The 18,989-nt window shown below is 69.3% G+C and carries 18 protein-coding genes; 3 read left to right on the top strand and 15 right to left on the bottom strand.

Features of this window, described 5'->3' with window-relative positions:
* Positions 1-77: 77 nt before the first annotated feature.
* A complete protein-coding gene (locus QQK25_RS05730) occupies positions 78-977 on the top strand; it encodes an AEC family transporter (protein ID WP_284187071.1) in 900 nt (299 codons plus the stop codon).
* Positions 978-1,021: 44 nt separating this feature from the next.
* Here the strand turns inward: QQK25_RS05730 and QQK25_RS05725 are convergent, their stop codons facing one another.
* The 4 genes from QQK25_RS05725 to QQK25_RS05710 all read right to left on the bottom strand — a co-directional run bounded on the left by QQK25_RS05725 (position 1,022) and on the right by QQK25_RS05710 (position 6,412).
* Positions 1,022-1,435, bottom strand: coding sequence for a PhaM family polyhydroxyalkanoate granule multifunctional regulatory protein (locus tag QQK25_RS05725; protein ID WP_284187070.1), 414 nt, complete (start codon positions 1,433-1,435; stop codon positions 1,022-1,024).
* 67 nt (positions 1,436-1,502) lie between these two features.
* The gene (locus QQK25_RS05720) at positions 1,503-3,386 is read right to left on the bottom strand and encodes a hybrid sensor histidine kinase/response regulator (RefSeq protein WP_284187069.1); all 1,884 of its coding nucleotides are present in this window, start codon (positions 3,384-3,386) and stop codon (positions 1,503-1,505) included.
* The gene (locus QQK25_RS05715; protein WP_284187068.1) at positions 3,383-4,312 is read right to left on the bottom strand and encodes an ABC transporter substrate-binding protein; all 930 of its coding nucleotides are present in this window, start codon (positions 4,310-4,312) and stop codon (positions 3,383-3,385) included. Before QQK25_RS05715 ends, QQK25_RS05720 begins: the two co-directional genes overlap by 4 nt.
* Before the next feature lie 6 nt (positions 4,313-4,318).
* Positions 4,319-6,412: a TonB-dependent receptor plug domain-containing protein gene (locus QQK25_RS05710; protein WP_284187067.1), complete on the bottom strand. Its 2,094-nt coding sequence runs from the start codon at positions 6,410-6,412 to the stop codon at positions 4,319-4,321.
* Positions 6,413-6,526: 114 nt separating this feature from the next.
* On the opposite strand from QQK25_RS05710, the gene QQK25_RS05705 reads away from it, so the two are divergent.
* Complete coding sequence (locus QQK25_RS05705) at positions 6,527-7,174, top strand: response regulator transcription factor (RefSeq protein WP_284187066.1); 648 nt, start codon at positions 6,527-6,529, stop codon at positions 7,172-7,174.
* Between the two features lie 164 nt (positions 7,175-7,338).
* Complete coding sequence (locus tag QQK25_RS05700) at positions 7,339-9,369, top strand: ferrous iron transporter B (RefSeq protein ID WP_284187065.1); 2,031 nt, start codon at positions 7,339-7,341, stop codon at positions 9,367-9,369.
* A 6-nt stretch (positions 9,370-9,375) separates the two neighbouring features.
* Here the strand turns inward: QQK25_RS05700 and QQK25_RS05695 are convergent, their stop codons facing one another.
* The 11 genes from QQK25_RS05695 to QQK25_RS05645 all read right to left on the bottom strand — a co-directional run bounded on the left by QQK25_RS05695 (position 9,376) and on the right by QQK25_RS05645 (position 18,987).
* Positions 9,376-10,704, bottom strand: coding sequence for a type II secretion system protein GspD (locus QQK25_RS05695; RefSeq protein ID WP_284187064.1), 1,329 nt, complete (start codon positions 10,702-10,704; stop codon positions 9,376-9,378).
* Positions 10,701-11,057: a hypothetical protein gene (locus QQK25_RS05690; RefSeq protein WP_284187063.1), complete on the bottom strand. Its 357-nt coding sequence runs from the start codon at positions 11,055-11,057 to the stop codon at positions 10,701-10,703. The genes QQK25_RS05695 and QQK25_RS05690 overlap by 4 nt, the downstream gene beginning before the upstream one ends.
* Positions 11,054-11,602: a hypothetical protein gene (locus tag QQK25_RS05685; RefSeq protein ID WP_284187062.1), complete on the bottom strand. Its 549-nt coding sequence runs from the start codon at positions 11,600-11,602 to the stop codon at positions 11,054-11,056. The genes QQK25_RS05690 and QQK25_RS05685 overlap by 4 nt, the downstream gene beginning before the upstream one ends.
* On the bottom strand, positions 11,599-12,195 hold the full coding sequence (locus QQK25_RS05680) for a DUF6752 domain-containing protein (protein ID WP_284187061.1): 597 nt from the start codon (positions 12,193-12,195) through the stop codon (positions 11,599-11,601). The genes QQK25_RS05685 and QQK25_RS05680 overlap by 4 nt, the downstream gene beginning before the upstream one ends.
* Position 12,196: 1 nt before the next feature.
* Positions 12,197-13,294: a pilus assembly protein PilM gene (pilM, locus tag QQK25_RS05675; protein WP_284187060.1), complete on the bottom strand. Its 1,098-nt coding sequence runs from the start codon at positions 13,292-13,294 to the stop codon at positions 12,197-12,199.
* A 45-nt stretch (positions 13,295-13,339) separates the two neighbouring features.
* Positions 13,340-15,502 carry a DNRLRE domain-containing protein gene (locus tag QQK25_RS05670; protein ID WP_284187059.1) on the bottom strand — a complete coding sequence of 721 codons (2,163 nt, stop codon included), beginning with the start codon at positions 15,500-15,502 and terminating at the stop codon, positions 13,340-13,342.
* Entirely contained in the window at positions 15,499-16,227 is a 729-nt protein-coding gene (locus QQK25_RS05665; protein WP_284187058.1) for a prepilin-type N-terminal cleavage/methylation domain-containing protein, read from the bottom strand. Before QQK25_RS05665 ends, QQK25_RS05670 begins: the two co-directional genes overlap by 4 nt.
* Positions 16,224-16,637 (bottom strand): type II secretion system protein, encoded by a 414-nt coding sequence (locus QQK25_RS05660; protein WP_284187057.1) that lies wholly within the window; start codon positions 16,635-16,637, stop codon positions 16,224-16,226. Before QQK25_RS05660 ends, QQK25_RS05665 begins: the two co-directional genes overlap by 4 nt.
* Positions 16,638-16,641: 4 nt before the next feature.
* Positions 16,642-17,214, bottom strand: a complete 573-nt coding sequence (locus QQK25_RS05655) for a pilus assembly FimT family protein (protein WP_284187056.1) — start codon at positions 17,212-17,214, stop codon at positions 16,642-16,644.
* A 10-nt stretch (positions 17,215-17,224) separates the two neighbouring features.
* Entirely contained in the window at positions 17,225-17,737 is a 513-nt protein-coding gene (locus tag QQK25_RS05650; RefSeq protein WP_284187055.1) for a prepilin-type N-terminal cleavage/methylation domain-containing protein, read from the bottom strand.
* 128 nt (positions 17,738-17,865) lie between these two features.
* Positions 17,866-18,987, bottom strand: coding sequence for a type II secretion system F family protein (locus QQK25_RS05645; RefSeq protein ID WP_284187054.1), 1,122 nt, complete (start codon positions 18,985-18,987; stop codon positions 17,866-17,868).
* Positions 18,988-18,989 lie beyond the last annotated feature (2 nt).

The raw sequence follows: 18,989 nt of genomic DNA, 5'->3' as shown, positions 1-18,989 counted from the left end.
GGAAAGCCCGGATCGAACCGGGCCCAGCCTTCAGGCACACTGGCGTGATGCTGCCCGTCACGCCATTTTTCTGAGCGATGCAGAGCCTGCTGCTGCTCCTTCCCGACTTCGCGCTGATCGCGATGGGCGCCCTCCTGCGCCGTTTTTTCGGGCTGGCGGACGCCTTCTGGACCGGTGTCGAGAAGCTGGTCTACTTCATCTTCTTTCCCGCGCTGCTGTTCCACGCCCTGGCCCGGGCGACGATCGACATCGCCGCGATGGGCCCGCTGTTCGTGGTCGGGCTGGTCACGATGGCGTCGGGGCTGGTGCTGGGTCTCGTCGGGCGGCCGCTGATGGGGCTGGACGCGATGGCCTTCGCGTCGCGCCTGCAGTGCGCCTACCGCTTCAACACCTACATCGGCATTGCGGTGGCCGGCAAGCTGGCGGGGTCGGCCGGCGTGGCGACCATGGGCGCCCTGTGCGGGGCGATGGTGCCGTTTGCCAACATGGCGGCGGTGGCGATGCTGGTGCGTCACGGCCAGGGCCGGCTGTGGCAGGAACTGGCGAAGAATCCGCTGATCATTGCCACCCTCGCCGGGCTGGCGTTCAACCTCTCGGGTGCGCAGCTGCCGGCGCCCGTGGTGCCTTTTTTGCAGCGGCTGGCGGATGCTGCGGTGACCCTCGGCCTGCTGGCGGTGGGCGCGGCGCTGCGGCTGGGGCGCAGCGAAGGCGGACGTTTCGGAACCGTGTATCTGTGCGCCGTGAAGCTGGTGGCGCTGCCGGCAGTGGCGTGGGGGTTGGGGCGGGCGCTGGGCCTTGAGGGCGTGGCCTTCCAGGTGGCAGTGGCGTTTGCCGCGCTGCCGACGGCGTCGTCGGCCTACATTCTGGCGATGCGCCTGGGGGGCGACGGCCCCGGCGTGGCGCGGCTGATCTCGGCCACCACGGTGGCCGCGGCGGTGACGCTGACCGCCTGGCTGACGCTGCTGCGCGCGGCCTGAGGCCCAATGGCAAAACCCCGGCGGGCGCCGGGGTTGCGGGGAGATTACTTGTCCTTGCTGCGGCTGGACTTGGTCGGGGCGGGGGCCGGGGCCGGCGCGGCCTGGGCGGCCTTGGATGCATCCGCGGCGCCCTGCATCAGGTTCCACGGCCACATGCCGCTGGCGAAGGGGTTGGGCTGGGCGGCTTCGGGGGTGCTGCCGCCTTCCGAGGCGATCTTGCTCATGGCCTGCATGGTGGCGATGGTGGCGCGCTGCATCTCGAGGCCCTGGGTGGCCATCTGCAGGGAGCTGAGGTTCATCTTGAGCCAGTTCTCGACGGCCTTCATGTCGGCGATGCGCTTGTCGAGCTCATCCACGTCGAGGGTCGGGGTGACCATGCCGGGCAGGCTGAAGCCCATCTTGCCCCACATGCTGCGCATGAATTCCAGCGGATCCTGTGCATTGTTTTCGGTGCTCATTGCTCTCCCCCTTTTGTCTGGTTGTGGAATCAGTGATTGATCTTAACCGAAGCGTACTCCGCCCGCATCAGCCTTGGGTTTTTCGTTGCAGCAGGGCCCGCAGCTTGGCCGGGCGGACGGGCTTGTGCAGGAGCGGGATCTCGGCCTGCTGGGCGGCGTTGGCGGTGGCCGACGAGGTGTCGCCGCTGAGGATGATCGCCGGGATCGGCTTGCCGAAGTGGGCGCGCAGGCGCTGGATGGTTTCGAGCCCGTCGGCGGCGCCGGCGATCTGGTAGTCGGACAGGATGATGTCCGGCGGCGTGCCGGCGGCCTCGAGGGCGGTGAGGATGTCGGCCTGGTTGTCGGCGGCGCTGACCTGGCAGCCCCAGGATTCGAGCAGCCCGACAGTGCTGGCGACGGCCAGTTCGTCGTCGTCCACCAGCGCCACGTGGAGCCCGTTGAGGGCCTGGCTCGCGACCGGGTGGCTGCCTTCGGCGACGACCCCGGGGGCGGCGGTGGGTAGCTCGACCGCGAACACCGCGCCGCGGCCGGGGCTGGACTTGAGCGACAGGGGGTGGTCGAGCAGGTCGGTGAGGCGGCGCACGATGGCGAGGCCCAGCCCGAGGCCCTTGGCCCGGTTGCGCTCCGGGTTGTCCAGCTGGACGAACTCCTGAAAGATCGCCTCCTGGGCGTCGGGGGCGATGCCGGGGCCGTTGTCGCGCACCTCGATGCGCACCCGCCGGCCGCGCTTGCGGCAGCACAGCAGGATGGTGCCGCCCGGGGCGTAGCGCAGGGCGTTGCTGATGAGGTTGTGGAGGATGCGTTCGAGCAGCAGCGGGTCGCTCTCGACCCACAGGCTGGTGGGGCGCAGGCGCAGGCGCTGACCGCGCATCTCGGCTTCGCGGCGGTAATCCACCTCGATGCGTTCGAGCAGCGGCTGGAGCGGGAAGGGCTTGATCTGGCGGTCGAGCACGCCCACGTCGAGCCGCGAGATGTCGAGCAGGCTGTCGAGGAGGTTTTCCATCGTCTCGGCCGACACCGCGATCTGCTCGACGAGCCGGTGGGTGTCGGGGGCGTGGGGCTTCTGGCCGAGCTCGGCGACGAACAGCCCGAGGGCGTGCATGGGCTGGCGCAGGTCGTGGCTGGCGGCGGCCAGGAAGCGGGTCTTGGCCCGGTTGCCCCGTTCGGCTTCTTCCTTCTTTTCGAGGAGCTCGCGGGTGGCGGCCTCGATCTGGCGTTCGAGATCCTCCCGCGAGGCGCCGAGCTTGTCGGCCATGTCGTTGACGCCCTCGGCGAGCATGCGCAGGCTGCGCCCGCCTTCGACGGGCACCCGGGCGGAGAGGTCGCCCTGGCCGAAGCGGGTGACGGTGGTGGCGATGCGCTGGATCGGGCCGGAGATGCCGCGGCTCATCCGCAGGGCCAGGGCCACGCTGGCGATGAGCACGGTGATCACCATCAGGAAGGCGTGCCAGAGCAGGTGGCGCTCTTCTGCGCGCAGGGAATCCTGGGTCATCTCGACGAGCACCTCTCCGCGCTGCTCGGTGCCGGTGGGGGCGTTGCCATTGCCGTTGCCGAGGAAGGCGTCCTCGATGTTCACGCCAACCCCGGTGACCGGTTCGCGGAAGCGCTGGGGCGGATCGTCGCTCCCCGGAGGGCGAGGATCCGGGGTGGAGAGCTCGGTGAGCACCTGCTGCTGGGGGCCGAAGACCACCACGCGCACCACGTCCTTCTCGACCACGATGGCGTTGCTCAGCTTGCGCAGGCTTTCGAGGTTGCCCGAGAACACGCCGTACTCGCTGGCGGCGGCGAGCTGGCGCGCCAGCGCCTTGCCCCGCTGGCGGTGGACTTCTTCGAGGTCGGACAGCCGGGATGAGGTGAAGTAGCCGATCAGCAGTGACGCCATCACCATCGTCGGCAGCACCGCGATGAGGATGGTCCGGGCCCGGATGTCGAGGTTGCGTTCGCTGATCATGGCGGGTTCTCCGCACGTTCGAGCCGCTCGCGCAGTACGTTGGCGTCTTCGAGGGTGATGCCCAGGGAGCGGGCGACGTAGGTGTTGGTGCTGATCCGGAACTGGCGTGGCGCGGTGGGCGGCGGCAGGCTGCCGCTGACGAGCCCGATCCGGGCGGCCTCGCCGGCCTGCTGGCCGATCTGGGCCGGCGTGCTGTAGAGGGCGAACAGGGCGCCGGCCTTGACGTAGGCGGGCGAGAAGCCGATCACCGGCGAGCGGTGGTGATAGGCCGTCAGGAGGATGTTGGAGATGGTCCGGTTGTTGAAGAGCTGGGTGTCGGGTACCGCCAGCAGCACGGTGGGCTCGGCCAGCATGCGCTGCAGGGCGGGGTAGAGATCGCTCTCCTCGCTGGCGTATTCGAGCACCGGGCGCAGCCGCTTGTCCCGGGCGCTGGCCTGCAGGCGGCTGCCCAGCTCGGTGCTCTCGCGGCCGACCACCAGGCCGACCCGCGGCCAGTCGGGCAGGGCGATGCGCAGCAGTTCGATCTGCCGCGATGCGGGCTGGTCGATGAACACCGCCGACACCCGCCGGGTGTCGTCACCCCGGTTGGGCAGGCGCTCGTAGGCGCTGCGCGGCAGCAGGGTGTGGAGGATCAGGGTGCGGGGGGCGAGGTTGGCGATGGTCTGGGCGGCGCGGGTGCCGAAGGTGACCACCAGCCCGGTGTTGCCGAGGGCGGCGGCGTCTTCGGCGCGCAGCGGCAGCATCAGCGTCTGGGGGCGGTGGCCGGCGTTGCGCAGCTCGGCGGTGAGGGCCTCGGCGGCCTCGCTGAAGGCGGCGCTCTCTTCGGACATCACGAGCACCACCGATGCGGCGAGCGCGTGCAGCGGCACCCCGCAGGCCAGGAGGGCCAGCAGGGTGACGACGAAGGCGCGCCGGATCAGCCTCATCAGGCGTCAGAGTTCCAGATTCACGCCGGCGAAGATGGTGCGGGCCCACCACGAGGTGTCCGGCGCGTAGGTCTGATCCGGGCCGTCCACGTTGCGGGCGGTGATGGAGACCTCACCCCGGGCGATGCTGGCCGGGAGACGGCGGGCGAGGCGCAGGTCGAGCTGGCGGTAGGGCGCGGTCTTGTGCCAGTTGTCCTGGTACCAGCTCATCGATCCGATCCAGTGCTTGGCAAAGCTGAACTGCCAGCCGGGGAGGAACTCCCACGCGCCGAAGAGGGTGGAGCTCTGCTTGGGCGCGGTGTATTCGATCCAGCCGCTGGAGTTGGTTTTGGCTTCGGTGGCGCTGAAGTTGGGGTTGTCGATGCGCAGGGCGGTGTGGTGGGCCGTCAGCCAGGTGCGCGGGGACGGGCGCCAGGTGGCCGAGATCTCCAGGCCGCGGATGTTGGCCTCGCCGCTGTTGGTGAAGTAGCGCGTGTTGCTGCGGGAGAACAGGCCGACGGTGGACGGCTCGAGCTTCATCTCGACCAGATCGCGGGCGCGTTCGAGGAACAGGCGTGCGTCGATGGTGGTGGCGATCTCGCGCAGCTCGGCCAGATAGCCCAGCTCATAGGTGGTGATCCGCTCGGCATGGAGATCGGGCGACGGGCGGAAGGTCTGGTTGATCGGGGTGCCCGCCGGGATGGTCCGCCCGGGAATCGAGAACGGCGCCGAGTTGCTGAAGATCATGCTGGACCTCTGCTCGAACGCCATCGGGTTGCGATGGGAGCGGTTGACCGACAAGCGCCAAGTCTGGCTTTCCGTCATATGATAGTTGGCTGACGCGCGCGGTGCCAGTGCCACCCGGGTGAGGGAGTTGTCCTCGATCATCGTCCCGACGTTGAACAGCCAGCGCTCGCTGGCGCGCCACTCGAGGGTGCCGAAGGCGCGGGTCACGGTGCTGCGCACCGGCTCGTTGGTGTTGAAGCGTGAGGGCGCGGCGATCAGGTCGGTGCGCCAGCCGGCGCCGATCACGGCCCGCAGCGACGGGGCCAGGGTGGTGATGCGCTGGAGTTCCAGGTCGTCGCGGGTGGCCTTGAAGTCGTAGTCGAAGCGCACCGGCACGTAGATGGTCCGGGTTGCGCCGCCGAGGGTGACGCGTGCCGGCACGTCGAGGTTGTAGTTGTCGCGGCCGTTTTCTTCCTGGTGGTAGTAGGTGACGGTCAGCTCTTCGCCGGGGGCGGGGGCGTGACGCCAGCGCAGCAGCCCGAAGCCGGTGTAGATGCGCATCGGGCGCTCCGGGTCGGTGGCGTTGTCGGCTTTGCCGGTGCCTTCGTGGGAGTCGGTCCAGCCGGTCTGGAAATCGACGCTGTTGGTGCTGTCGGCGCGCCATTCGGTGTTGAGGGTGGCGAGCTGGGTGTAACGCCAGTCGTTGATGTTCTGTGCGCCCTTGTCGTAGTTGCCGAAACCGTGGTCGTAGGTGCGCGAGACGGTGAGGCGCATGGACACGTCGTTGAACTGGTGGCCGATGCGGGCGCCGATGTCGTTGATGCCGTTGTCGCCAGCGCGGTAGCGCACCGCACCGCCGAGGGTCTCGGACGGCGAGCGGGTGATGATGTTGGCCACGCCGAGGAAGGCGTTGCTGCCGTAGGTCGCCGAGTTGGAGCCGCGGAAGACCTCGATGCGCTCGATGTCGTCGATGTCCACGCCGATCTGGTTCCACTCGACCCCGGAGATCAGGTAGGGCGAGTAGATCGAGCGGCCATCCACCTGCACCAGCATCCGCCGGGGCGCTTCGTCGGACAGCCCGTGATAGGTGACCAGCGGCTGGTTGCCGGTGTGCATCCCGAGCTGGAAGCCGGGCACGAGGCGGAACAGCTCGTAGATGTTGCGCGCGCCGGAGGCGCGGATCATCTCCCGGTCGAGCACCGTGACGGCGCCCGGTGCATCGGCCGGCGCCTGGGACAGGCGCGTGGCAGACAGCACGACCGGCAGGTCACTCAGGTGACCGGCCTCGCTGATGTCATCGGGGTTGGCAAGCGCTGTCAGCGGCAGGAGCGTGATCAGCAGGGGGAGCGTGCGCAGGGGCGCAGAGAGGTGATGTGTAATCTTGATGGGCGGCATGGTTTTTGCCGAATTGGCTAGCAAACCACGATTTTGTACGTTTTGGGCAGGGCTGGGTAGGCTAAACTGCCAGGGCGAATCGAAAACCGACTTATCCGCAATGAATTGGCGGCCATGATGCAGACACGTATTCTGATTATCGAAGACCATGTGCTGGTGAGGGAAGCCATGGCTCTGACCCTTGCCCAGGTGGGAGAAGGGGTGCACTGCCAGCAGGCCAGCAATGCCACCGATGCGCTCGCGCTCCTTGAGGCCGATCCGGACTGTGACCTGCTGGTCGTCGACCTGATGCTGCCCGAAATCAATGGTTTTTCCCTGCTTGGCGTGATCGCCAAGCGCTTTCCCGACGTGCCGGCCCTGGTGGTGTCCGCGCTGGACGACCGGGAGTCGGTGCAGCGGGCGATGAAGGCCGGTGCGTCCGGTTTCGTCTCCAAGGCGAGCCCCAGCAACACCCTGATCGAAGCCGTGCGCACCGTGCTGGCCGGCGGGGTGTTCACCCCCGAGGCGGCCACCGGCAGTGACGGCGGCAATCGCAGCCGGCGTGCCAGCCAGGCCTTCGCCGAACGTTTCCAGCTCACCGCGGCCCAGGGCCGGGTGCTCGAACTGGTGGCCCAGGGCAAGTCGAACCGCGACATCGCCGAATTCCTCGGCCTGTCGGAAGGCACCGTGAAGGTGCACGTCTCGGCGATCCTGCGGGCGCTGGGGGTGACCAGCCGGGCGCAGGCCCTGCTGATGATGACCCGGGCCGGTCTGCGGGTCTGAGGTTCTGGCGGTATTGCGCCCGGTCGCTTCCGCGACGTCCGGGCGAGCAGGGATGTATGCACCACCTTTTTGCGAACAATTCTTATTACTGATTATAATCGGGCGCAATGGATCACTGCCGGGCGATTGTCGATGAGTCGGATTGAAGGGCGAGGTGACTGCTGATGGGTGCTGCAGCGCCGGTCGTCGCAACGGTTTCACTGCCGCGCAGCCTGCTCAGGGGCGAGCGCCGGCCACAGATTGCCCTGGTGGGCCTGCCGCGCACCGGCAAGAGCACCATCTTCCAGGCGGCCTCGAGCACCGCGGTCGAAGCCGGCCAGCTCGACGGCAGCAGCCTGGGTTTCTCCACCTGTCAGGTCAATGTGGGGCTCGAAGAGGCCGCGCTGGTCGATCTGCCGCCCCTGCGCAGCCTGCATGATCTCGACGAGGCCGACCGCCTGCTGCTGATGGCGCTGCTCGGCGGTCAGCCGGCCCGGCGGGGCGAGGCGGGCTTCAAGACGCCCGACCTGCTGATCCAGGTGGTGGATGCCACCGCCCTCGAATCCAGCCTGGCCCTGGCCCAGGAACTCTGCGAACTCGGCAAGCCGCTGGTGATCGCCCTCAACCGCCTCGACGAGGCCCGTGAGAAGGGCGTCTACATCAACGTGGCGGCGCTGTCCGAAGCGCTCGGCGTGCCGGTGGTGCCCACCGTGGCTCACATGGGCAAGGGCATCACCACTGTCTTCGAGACGGCGCTCCAGCTGCTCCACGCCAAGCGCTGCCCGCTGCCGCAGTTGCCCAGCCCGCACCTGCGCAAGGCGCTGGCACCCCTCAACGCGATCCTCGACATGCCGGCGGTGGAGGCCGCCTTCCGCGTGCCGCGGACGCTGCTGCTCACCCAGGTGGCGCGGGGCGATACGTGGTTTGCGTCCGAGCTGGCCCGGCATTTCCCTGATCTGGTGCCGGCCGTCGAGGCCGCCCGTGCCGACGCCACCCGGGTGCTGCCGCGCCCGCTGGCAGAAGAGCTCTTCGCCGACCGCCACTACCGGGCTGCGGCGCTCCACGAGCAGGTCAGCCGGCTGGGCCATGCGGCCGAAAAGGCCGGCTGGAAACGCACCCTCGACCGGCTGTTCCTCCATCCCCGCTGGGGCCTGATCGGTACCCTGGCGGTGTTTGCGCTGGTGCTGTTCATGGTCTTCGAGGTGAGCACCGCCCTCGACGCGCTCACCTCGGCGCCGCTTGCGGCGTGGGTCGGCCAGTGGGAGCCGGACACCACCGCCGGCGTCATCGGGCGCGCCGTGGCCGACGGGCTGGTGGGGCTGGTGGGCATCGTGGTGCCCTACATGCTGCCGCTGGTGCTGCTGCTGGTGAGCCTTGAGGAATCCGGGATCATGCACCGGGTCGCCTTCGTGGTGGACCGGGGCTTTCACCGCATCGGCCTGCACGGCGGGGTGGCGGTGCCTTTCCTGCTGGGCTTGGGCTGCAACGTGCCGGCGCTGTCGGCGGTGGCGGCCAGCTCGTCCGGGCGCGAGCGCATCGTGGCGTCGCTGCTCATCACCTTCGTGCCGTGCTCGGCGCGCTCGGCCATCGTGCTGGCGATCGGTGGCAAGTATCTGGGCTGGGAAGGGGTGCTGGGGATCTTCCTGCTGACGATGCTGATCATCGCGGTGGCGGGCAAACTGCTCACCCGCCGCTACGTGAAGGCCAGCCCGGGCCTGATCCAGGCGATCCCGTCCTACGCGCTGCCCCAGTGGCGGCGTCTGCTGGCGATCACCTGGGAGCGCACCAGCGACATCCTGACCATCGTCACGCCGCTGCTGGTGCTGGGCAGCGTGGTGCTGGCGCTGCTGGCCCACTTCGGTGCCGATGAAGTGATCAACATGCTGCTGCTGCCGGTGACGAGCTGGTGGTTGGGCCTGCCGGTGGCACTGGGGGTGCCGATCCTGTTTGGCGTGCTGCGCAAGGAGCTGTCGCTGCTGATGGTCTACCAGGCCCTCGGCACCCAGGACATCGCGCTCCAGCTGAACTGGGTGCAGATCGCCACCTTCCTGGTCTTCCTGACCTTCTACGTGCCCTGCGTGTCCACCTTCGCGGTAATGCTGAAAACCATCGGGCGCCGCGATGCGGTGTTCTCGGTGGGGCTGTCGGTGGCCGTGGCGCTGGGCATCGCGGCGGTGTGCCGGATCGCCCTGCAGGGTGTCAATCTGCTGTTCTGAAGCCGGTCAGTCCCGCGGGCGCAGGCGCTCGAGGGATTCGTCCAGCCCGGCGGCGCTGCGCAGCAGCGGCGGTTCGCTGTCCTCCAGCCGGGCGGCCGGGTTGCCCGGCGCGGCTGCCGGCGTGGCGACGACCTCGGGCTCGCGCACGATGCGCGGGGTGATGACCACCACCGTCTCGGTGCTGGTGCCCGCATCTTCCCAGCGGGAAAACGCCGCGCCCACCACCGGAATCTCGCCCAGCACCGGAATGCCCGAGCGCTTGTAGTTGGCGCTGTTGCGGATCAGCCCCCCGATGAAGATCGACTGCCCGTCCTCGGCGATGAGGGTGGTGTTGACCTGCGTGCTGTTCTTCGACGGGATGCTGTTGTTCACGCTGGCGGTGCTCACCTCCGGGTGGATCTTCATCAGGATGCGGCCGCGCTCGTCGATGGACGGCGTGACCCGCAGGATCACCCCGGATTCGAGGAACTGGATGGATTCGGTGGTGACCTGGTTGATGGTGGTCGTCACCTTGTAGCCGGTCTGGTCGCCGATGGAGGTGATCGCCTGCTGGTTCTCCAGCGCCAGCAGCTTGGGCGTGGCGAGGGTATGCACCCGGCCCTTGCTGGCCAGGGCGCTCAGGTAGATGTTCAGGTTGTCGCTCACCACGCTGAAGAACAGCCCGCTGCCGGTGCGGTCGGCGAGGCCCTTGGTGCCCACGCTGTAGCTGCGATCGCTGCCGCCCACGATCTTCGACCAATCCACCCCGAAGGCTTCGCTGCGGTCGAGCCGTACCTCGAGGATCTTGGCCTCGATGAGGATCTGGCGGGGCTGCACGTCCACCTGCTGGAGCAGGGTCTCGATGCGATCGACGAAGGCCGGCTGGTCTTCGACGACGATCAGGTTGCGTTCGAGCAGCGGGGTGATCTTGCCGTAGCGGGAGATGTGCTTGGTGAGGATGTCGGCGACCGTCTTGGGGTTGGAGTACTGGACCTTGAAGGTGCGCAGCCGGGTGTTGCCAGAGAGGCCATCCAGCCCGGCGTCCTTGCGCTCGACCACCAGGAAGGTGTCGCCGCGGCGCTCGGCCACGTAGCCGGCGGCCTCGGCCACTGTGCGCACGGCCTCGTCGGCGCTCACGTTGTAGAGGTTGACCGACACGTTGCCGGTGACGCCCTTGCCCACCAGCACGTTGATCTTCTCGTTGCGGGAGAGCATCTCGAACACGTCGCCCACCGGCACGTCGCGCAGATTGACGGTGATGCGCCGTGGCGCTGGATCGGCGGCGAAGGCGGCCGGCTGGCCGGTGGCGGCGAGGGCGCAGGCCACGAGGGCGGTGGCGAGGCGATGGCGGATCACGGTCTGGACTCCCGGGGCGGACGGCGCATGTCGAGGGTGACGCGGCGCCCGTCCTTTTCGAAAACGGCCTGATATTCGGTGACCGACAGCAGACGGTGGCCGTCGATCTTTTCGCCGATGGCGACCATCTGGCCGTCCACGTTGGCGAGGGAAGCGGCCCCCGACAGCAGCACGCCGCGCAGGCGGGGCTGCCATTCGACGGGCGCGGGGGCATCACCGGCGACGGGCGCCAGCAGCGTGCCGCCGGGCCGGCGGAAGGGGTCGTGGTGCAGACTGGGTGCGGCGGGTGGCTCGGCAGCTGGGGCCGCCGTGGCGATGAGCAGCAGGAGGGCGGGCAGCAGGCGGTGCTTCATGGCTGGCGGGTGGCCGGGCGGCGATACACGGCGAGGCGCAGGCGCAGGTTCACGCTGCCGCTGCTCACCTGGCGGGTGAAGCGGATCTCCTGCAGGCCGGCGTTGGGCAGGCGGGCCTCGATGGCGGCAAGCCATCCCACCAGCTGCGGGTAGCTGCCGCTGGCTTCCAGGTCGTAACGGGTTTCGACGAGGCCGTCGGATTCGTTCTGCTGGCCGGGGAAAACCGGCAGCAGCTCGACGCCCTGACTGCGGGCCAGACTGTCGAGCACGCCGGGCAGGCGCGCCGGCGCGGTGTCGGCGGCGTCGAGGGTGGTTTCGAGGCGGGCGGCTTCGGCCGCCAGGGCGTCGGCCTGGGCCTGTTGGTCGGGCAGGCTGGCAATGGCCTCGCGGATGCCCGCTGTCTGGGTGAGCACCGCCTGGCGCGATTGCCACGCCGGCCGCAGGATCTGGCCCCAGCCGACGAGCAGGATCACCGCCGACAGGGCGCCGGCGACCAGGCGCAGCACCCGGATGTCGAGGGCGAGGAGCGCGCGGGGAAACTTCACGATTTGTCTCCACCACGCAGCGTGAGCGGGCAGTTGAGGGCGAACTCCATCAGCTCGAAGCGGTTGTACTGCTTGACGTTGCCGGGCACCAGCCGGGGCTTGGCGCAGGGGCCGGCGCTGCCGAGGGCCTCGGCAAACGCGCCGATGGTGGCCGGGTCCGGCGCCTTGCCGTGGATGGCGAGGCTGGCGTCGGCCGGGGCGATGGGCGTGCCGGGCTGGGGCAGGGCGGGGATGCGGGTGTAGATCAGCTCGTCGAACCACACCGACTCGCCCAGGGCCTGGTCGATGGGCACGAGCACGCCACCCACCACGTCGGTGCCGCGCAGGGCGGCGATCTTGCGGGACAGCTCGCGGGCTTCATCGACCCGCGCGTTGAGGGCGGTGAGGCGGGCCACGATGCGTTCGCTGTCGCGGCGCTGGGCCTGGAGCGTCTGCAGCGCGGTGGTGGCCTGGCGGTTGGTGATCTCGAGCCCGATGCGCACTGCGGCGACCGCGGCGATGGCGCAGCCGACGGCGACCAGCCCGCCGCGCAGGGTGCGTCGCGCCCGCTGTTCAGCACGCCAGGAGGCGGGGATCAGGTCGATGTCGGCCATGTCAGGCGGTCGCGCGCAGGGCGAGGCCGGCGGCGACGGTCATCCCGGCCGGTGGTTCGACGATGGGCACGCCCTCGTTGCCGGGGATCTTCCACAGGTCGAGCACCTGCACGGGCATCGCCAGCAGGCGGCCGATGAATTCGGCAGCGCCGCCCAGGCGGGCGATGCTGCCGCAGATGTAGATGCCATCCACCGAGCCGCCGTGGGTTTGGGAGGCGAAGTAGATCAGCACCCGCGCCACCTCGTGGGCGAGCTGCTGGAAATCCGGCTGGAGCAACTCGACGATGGTGCTGCTGATCTCGTCGCCACGGCTGGGCAGGCCGTGCTTGCGCAGCAGGGCGAGGGCCCGTTCGGCGTGCAGGTCGAGGTTGCGGGCGAGGGTGTCGGCCAGATGGGCTTCGCCGAAGTCGAGGCTGCGGTCGAACATCAGCCGGCGGCCCCACAGCAGGGTGAGGTAGCTGTGGCGGGCGCCGAAGTTGATGATGAGCTGGTTGGCCCGTGGATCGCCGGTGACCAGCGCCCGGGCGACGCGGGCCAGGGCGGCGGGGCCGATGTCCACGGCCACGGGCTCGAGCCCGGCGGACTGGAGCAGATCGAGATGGGCGATGACCCGCTCCCGCGGGGCCACGGCGACCACCGCCGAGCGCAGGTTGCTTTCGGGCGGGCGGCGGATCGGGAGCACGTCCACCACCGCGTCGTCGAGGCCGCTCTTGAAGCGTTCCTTGAGGGTGCGCAGCAGGGTGGCGGTGTCGTCCTGACCGTTGGGGGTGGTGTAGTCCACCGAGATCACCTGCAGCTCACCCGGCGGCAGCACGCTGACCACGCGACGGCCGCGAAAACCGTGGCGCTTGAACCCGTCGCGGACGAAGCTGCGGAAGGCCGCCGGATCGGCGAGCAGCTCGGCGCGGGGCGTGGGGTAGGGCAGCCCGGCCACCGCCTGCCAGCGCAGCTCGGTGCCGGCACGGGTGATCTGGGCGAGATTGAGACGCTCGCTGGCGAGATCAAAGCCGATGGGCGTGTTCCGCCGGATGGCGGGCCACGGGGCTTTGAGGCCGGCGAGGCGGCCTTTCAGGGATGTCCAGAGTGCGTTGTACTCCATGGCACCCATATCGGCGGGCGCCGGTCATTCCTTGAGCATCGAGGCCTAATTGGTGGTGATGACGAGGCGGGGTTCCTGGCGCAGGCTTTCGCGGCTGGAAATCGTGGCGGTGTCCACGCCGAAGGTCATCAGGGCGACCAGCCCGTTGTTGGGCCGCACGCCGTCGACCCATTCCTGCACCGTGGTGGTGATGTTCACCTCCCAGTAGCGCTGGGGCGAGGCGCCCAGGGGCAGGGAGAGGGTGCCGGCGAGGCTGTTGGCGAAGGTGCCGCCGGCGTTGGTCCAGGCGAGGTCCGGGGCGTTCTGGCGCTTGCTCCAGCTCACGCCGCCGCTCGAGATGGCGCCGTTCTGGGTGCCTTCGACCCAGCTTTCGGTGAGCGGGTAGAGCTTGGCGCTGAGGGAGAGGCTGAGGATGAGTGAGTTCTCCACGTGGAAGGACAGGATGGCGCGCTTGATGACGGTGCCGGCTGGCACGTTGGAGAGATCGAAGCGCAGGATCGGCCGGTTGTCAGGCACGTAGGCGAGCTGCAGGGGCGTGGTGGTGCCGTAGTTGACGTTGCCGGGCAGGTTGCTGGAGACGTAGGCGTCGGCCACTGGCAGGCGCACGCTGCCGCCCATCGCGCTGAGCACACCGGTTGCGTCGAGGGTGGAGGCGATGATCTGCACGTCGTCGAGCCGCCCCAGGAAGTTCTCGTTGTAGGGGGTGTTGCCGATCAGCAGGTTGCGGGTGTTGACGACAGGCGTGTTGCCGAAGCTTGCCGTGAAGGTGCCGACGAGATTGCCATCCACGTAGAGCTTGATCTGGCGCAGGATGTCCTTGTAGGTGGCGGCCAGGTGGTAGTAGGTGCCGGGTTTCAGGTTGAGGCCGGTGGTGGTGTAGGTGCGCCAGGCGTTGTTGGCGAAGTACTCGAAGTACATTTCGCCGTCGCGGGTGCCCATGGCGTAGTTGGCCTCGTTGGCGGCGGTGCCCTTGTAGAGGACGGGGCGTTTGCCGTTGCGGTCGCTCATGTTGATCCAGGCGGCCAGGCTGAAGTCTCCGCTCATGGAGAGGTCGCTGGTGTGGGTGACCGTGACCTTGCCGGCAGAGGCAAAGCTGAGCGCGCCCCCAGCCACGCCGCCGGCGCTGCTCCAGCTGCCGCCGGTGACGCTGCCGGTGTGGCCGCCGATGGCGTCGCCAGCGGAGGCGCCGGTGGTCTCGTCGAGCTTCCACCAGGCGACCCGGCCGCTGATGCCGTCCTGGGGTGGGTTGAGCGCACCGCAGGGGGCGATGTACTTGATGACCAGCTTGGGGATACGGGTGGCGTCGGAGGCCTCGGCCGAGGCGTAGGCCTCGGTGAAGCTGGAGGTGGGGACGAGCAGGACGCCGTAGTTGGGATAGCGTTGGTCAACCCAGCCCTGGACGAGGTTGGTGAGGCCCCAGGTGATCGTGTAGCCCGACAGGTAGTAGTGGGTGTGGGGCGCATCGAGCGCGCTCGTCGACTCGATGGTGGCGCCGGCCATCTGCCAGGCCTTGAAGCCGTCGCGGGTCAGCCAGGTGGCGCCGTCGGCGGAGGTGCTGCCGTTCTTGGTGCCGGGCACCCAGGGCTCGAGCACCCGGTGGGCGTTCACGACGCGCCCAGACAGGGACAGGCTGCCGGCATTCTCCCGGTACAGGACGAGCTGGGCGTCGACGATGCGGCTGCCCTTCGGGAGTGTGGAGAGGTCGAACTGGAGCAGGGGGTAGCTGGCGCCCTGCTGGAGCTGAAGGGTGGCGGAAGCGCCATAGTTCTTCGTCGTATTGGCGGCGTCAAGGTAGGTGTCGGCGCCGCTGCTGTCGGTCTTGACGGTGTAGGTGAGGGTGTTGCCGGCGGTCTTGGGCACCTGCCGGCTGACGGTGGCCCGTGCGCCCGGCAGTCCGCTGGCCAGGGTGGCGGTGGACGTGAGGGTGACCGGGCTGCCGGAGGTGGGGCTGACGCTGACCTTGTAGCTGTCGCTGCCCATCGAGGTGGCGGGCAGGTCGGTGTAGCCGCTGCATGTGGCGAGCTGGTTGAGCTTCCAGGTGGCGTGGGCGATGCCGGCCTCGGCGATGCGGCGCGCCCGCTCGGTTTCGCGCAGGTTGCTGCGGGCGCCGGTGCCGATGTCCTGCACGAGGCCGAAGGTGACCACCCCGATGACGATCAGCAGCAGGCTGACCGGCAGCAGCAGGAAGCCCCGGGTGCGGCAGCTCATCGCGCCCCCACCCGCAGGCGGCGCGACCAGCTGCCGGTTTCGCCGCCGGGGCCGGTCAGGGTGAGCTGGACGAGGACTTCCCGGTAGCGCCGGTTGCCGGTGGCGACGCGGGTGACGCTGAAGGCGGTCACGTTGTCGGCGATGGGGCGCACGGAGTAGTCGTTGCCGTTGAAGGGCGCGATGTTGGGCAGGCGCTCCACCAGCTGGGTGCCGACCCGGTAATACACCACCGGGTCGATCCAGTCGGCGCCGGTCCTGGGGGCGACCGGCGCGCTGCCGATGGTGCCGTTCTCGTCGTTGTCGGTGAAGCTCGCGCCGTTATCCACCAGGCCGTCCCCGTCGTCGTCGATGCCGATGATGCCGGCGCCGCCGTCGTTGGTCTCGTCGGCGGGCAGGTCGTCGTCCACGACGCCGTTCTTGTCGTTGTCGGCATCGGCGTAGCCGTCGCCGTTGCGGTCGACGCCGGGGGGCAGGGCCACCGCGAGCACGTCGCGGGCGGTGGTGGTGACTTCGAGGGGCACCATCAGGCGGGTGCTGGCTTCGACCATCGCGGCAATGCGCTCCAGGGCCAGGCGGGCGTCGCGCTGGAGCACGGCGCGCTCTTCGATCACGGCGTCGCTCTGGCGCAGGCCGCCGAGCATGCCGGCGAGGCTGCCCAGCACCAGCGCGGCGATCAGCGCGGCGACCAGCAGCTCGACCAGGGCGACACCCCGCTGCGGCTTCATCGGGTCACCAGGGTGGTCATCTCGACCGGCGGGTCGGTGATGGCGGCGCGGACCCAGATCAGGTCGGCGTCGGTGCCGGTGAAGGGGTTGTTGTCGCCGTCGGCGTTGTCGCCGTCGTAGCGGCTGAGGTAGATCATCACCCGCGGCGTGGCGCCGCTGGCGTCGGAGAACAGGCTCGCGGTGGTGGCGCTGCCGGCAAGCGACGCGGCGGTGTCCAGGTCGTCGAAGCGGGCGCCGGCGACGTCGGAGAGCTTGTTGGCGACGGCCTGCCACAGGTCGTCGTCCCGGTCGGCGGTCGGGGCGCCACGGGTTGCGTTGGAGAGGGCGTCGAGGGCCGGGACGATGGCGATCGCCAGCAGCACCACCGCCACCAGGGCTTCGATGTAGCCGAATCCGCGCTGGCGTTTCATGGCCTTACTGGAAGGTGATGCGGCCGGTCTCTGCGGCCACCAGCACGTCGCGGGTGTGGCTGCCGGCCTGGACGCGCACCCGCGCGCTGCCGCTGGCGAGGCGCTGCAGGGCGCTGCCCTGGGTGGTCGCCGGGGCGCCGTCGGCGAGGAAGGACAGGGCGCTCGCGGTGCCCGAAGGCAGCACGACCAGATTGCTGTCGAGGCGGGTGTCGGGATGGCGGCTGCCGCTGCCGAGGGTCTCGGCGTAGAGCTGGCGGGAGAGCGGGTGGCGGACGGTGTAGAGCGGGGTGGGCGGCGCGCTGCTGGTGTCGAGGGTGTAAACCTTGTAGCTGTCGCTGGCGCTGCCGGCGGCGAAGATCACGCCGCAGGGGTTCTGGGTGCGCAGGGCCTCGTCGCGGGCGAAACGCAGGGCCGCGGCGAGCTGCTCGGCGGCCTTGGCGGCCTGGGCCGGGCGGCTGGTGGCGGAGATCAGGGGGGCGGCCGAGGCGGCAAGCATGGCGAGGATGCCGACGGCGATGAGCAGTTCGATGAGGGTCACCCCGCCGCAACGGGCGGGGCGGATGCCGGGCGCTGCCACGGCGGCAAGATCAGCGGGACTGGTAGGCGGCGATGTTGACGATCAGCTGGCCGGTCTTGTTGTCGAACTTCCAGCCGCCGGGATCACCAGAGGTGGCGGTCATGCCCAGGCTGCCGAGGTTGATGACTTCGACGGTGGCGACGTTCTTCATCGGATCGGCGGGGATGGTGCTCTTCTTGAGGTAGGGGCCGTACTTGTAGGTGGCGTCCTTGGTGTTGCTGACGGCGCCGGTAGCACTGGTGAATTTGACCAGCTGAGAAACGAAGGCGGCTTCGGTGTCGATCGCCCCGAAGGAGCCGCCGGCGGCCACGGCGCTAGGGTAGCTGCCGTGCTGCTGGTAGTACAGCTCGATGGCGGTGCGCAGGTTGCTCAGGGTGGCGTCCAGCGCGGCGGCCTTGCTGTCGTCGGTGGAGGCGGAAAACTGCGGAATGGCGATGGCGGCCAGCACGCCGAGGATGACCACGACGATCAGCAGTTCGACAAGCGTGAAGCCGTCTTGCAGGCGGGGGCGGCGAATCTTCATTGCGGACTCCGGTTCTTGTAGTGCAATGGGCGGGAGCACTCCGCCCGGTGAGCAGGTATGGACCCTGTTACGGCCAGAGCGGCCGAAAGTTGAGGTGCAAGTTTGCCTTCACCGTGAATTCCGTCCGCCTAATGAACAGCCGCCGACAGCTTGAAGATGGGCAGGATCAGCGCGCTGACGATGGTGGCGACGAGGCCGCCCATGAACAGCAGCATCACCGGTTCGATGACCTTGGCGAGGGTGGCGAGGCGTTGTTCGAGCTTGCGCTGGTAGTGCTCGGCGAGGCGCTCCAGCACCTTGGCCAGGTGGCCGCTGCGCTCGCCGGTGGCGAGCATCTCCCGGGCCAGGGGCGGGATGAACTCGGTGTCTGCGAGCGCCGCCGAAAGCCCGCGGCCTTCCTCGACGCTCACGCGCATGCGCTCCATGGCCTCGCGCAGGGCGCGGGTGGAGGCGATGTCCTGGCTGGCGGCCAGGGCCTTGAGCAGCGGCACGCCCCGGGACAGCGACAGGGACAGGATGCGGAACACCCGCACCATGTGGATGCCCATCACGATGTTGCCGAGGGCCGGGGTGGCCATCACTGCCCGCTCGATGGCGGCGCGGCCTTCCGGCGAGGTGGCGACGCGCCGCCCCACCAGCGCGAGCACGCCGATGCCCACCACCACCAGCGCGCCGTACTTGTGCAGGAAGTCCGACAGGGCCATGAGCACCAGGGTGGTGACGGGCAGGCGGTCGTGGATGGAGGCGAAGAGGTCGGCAAAGCGCGGGAACACCCACAGCAGGATGAAGGCCACGACGATCACCGACAGGCCCAGCAGCACCGCCGGATAGGTGAGGGCCGAGACCAGCGCGACGCGCAGGTTCTGGGCCTTCTCGTCGAGATCCTTGAGCTGGGCCAGCACGTCGGGCAGGAAGCCGCCTTCCTCGGCCGCCGCGACCAGGTGGGTGTAGGTGCCGGGGAACATCGCCGGCTGGGCGGCGAGGGCCTGGGACAGGGGCTTGCCTTCGAGGATGTCGTGGTGGAGCGCGGCCAGCACCGCCTTCACCGGCGGGCGGCGCGACTGGGCGTGGAGTTCGCTGAGCGCGGTGTGGAGCGGCACGCCGGTTTCCAGCAGCAGCGCCAGCTGTTCGGTGAAGGCGATCCGGTCGGCTACCTGGATGCGCTGGCTCCAGCCGGCAAAGGCGGCCTTCGCGCTGCTGGCGGCGGTGGGGGCGGACGCGCCGCTGGAGGGGCCGAGTTCGATGGCCATCG

It is taken from the genome of Zoogloea oryzae, assembly GCF_030161255.1.
Lineage (GTDB): Bacteria > Pseudomonadota > Gammaproteobacteria > Burkholderiales > Rhodocyclaceae > Zoogloea > Zoogloea oryzae.
Note: the sequence above shows the minus strand (reverse complement) of the source record. Positions and strands in the feature narration are given on the sequence as shown.

Bases quoted from the DNA above. Each gene is read 5' to 3' on its own strand.
- QQK25_RS05720 (WP_284187069.1), bottom strand. From the start codon at position 3,386: ATGATCAGCGAACGCAACCTCGACATCCGGGCCCGGACCATCCTCATC.
- QQK25_RS05645 (WP_284187054.1), bottom strand. From the start codon at position 18,987: ATGGCCATCGAACTCGGCCCCTCCAGCGGCGCGTCCGCCCCCACCGCC.
- QQK25_RS05705 (WP_284187066.1), top strand. From the start codon at position 6,527: ATGATGCAGACACGTATTCTGATTATCGAAGACCATGTGCTGGTGAGG.
- QQK25_RS05690 (WP_284187063.1), bottom strand. From the start codon at position 11,057: ATGAAGCACCGCCTGCTGCCCGCCCTCCTGCTGCTCATCGCCACGGCG.
- QQK25_RS05730 (WP_284187071.1), top strand. From the start codon at position 78: ATGCAGAGCCTGCTGCTGCTCCTTCCCGACTTCGCGCTGATCGCGATG.
- pilM (WP_284187060.1), bottom strand. From the start codon at position 13,294: ATGGAGTACAACGCACTCTGGACATCCCTGAAAGGCCGCCTCGCCGGC.
- QQK25_RS05665 (WP_284187058.1), bottom strand. From the start codon at position 16,227: ATGAAGCCGCAGCGGGGTGTCGCCCTGGTCGAGCTGCTGGTCGCCGCG.
- QQK25_RS05700 (WP_284187065.1), top strand. From the start codon at position 7,339: ATGGGTGCTGCAGCGCCGGTCGTCGCAACGGTTTCACTGCCGCGCAGC.
- QQK25_RS05715 (WP_284187068.1), bottom strand. From the start codon at position 4,312: ATGAGGCTGATCCGGCGCGCCTTCGTCGTCACCCTGCTGGCCCTCCTG.
- QQK25_RS05725 (WP_284187070.1), bottom strand. From the start codon at position 1,435: ATGAGCACCGAAAACAATGCACAGGATCCGCTGGAATTCATGCGCAGC.
- QQK25_RS05710 (WP_284187067.1), bottom strand. From the start codon at position 6,412: ATGCCGCCCATCAAGATTACACATCACCTCTCTGCGCCCCTGCGCACG.
- QQK25_RS05650 (WP_284187055.1), bottom strand. From the start codon at position 17,737: ATGAAGATTCGCCGCCCCCGCCTGCAAGACGGCTTCACGCTTGTCGAA.
- QQK25_RS05670 (WP_284187059.1), bottom strand. From the start codon at position 15,502: ATGAGCTGCCGCACCCGGGGCTTCCTGCTGCTGCCGGTCAGCCTGCTG.
- QQK25_RS05660 (WP_284187057.1), bottom strand. From the start codon at position 16,637: ATGAAACGCCAGCGCGGATTCGGCTACATCGAAGCCCTGGTGGCGGTG.
- QQK25_RS05680 (WP_284187061.1), bottom strand. From the start codon at position 12,195: ATGGCCGACATCGACCTGATCCCCGCCTCCTGGCGTGCTGAACAGCGG.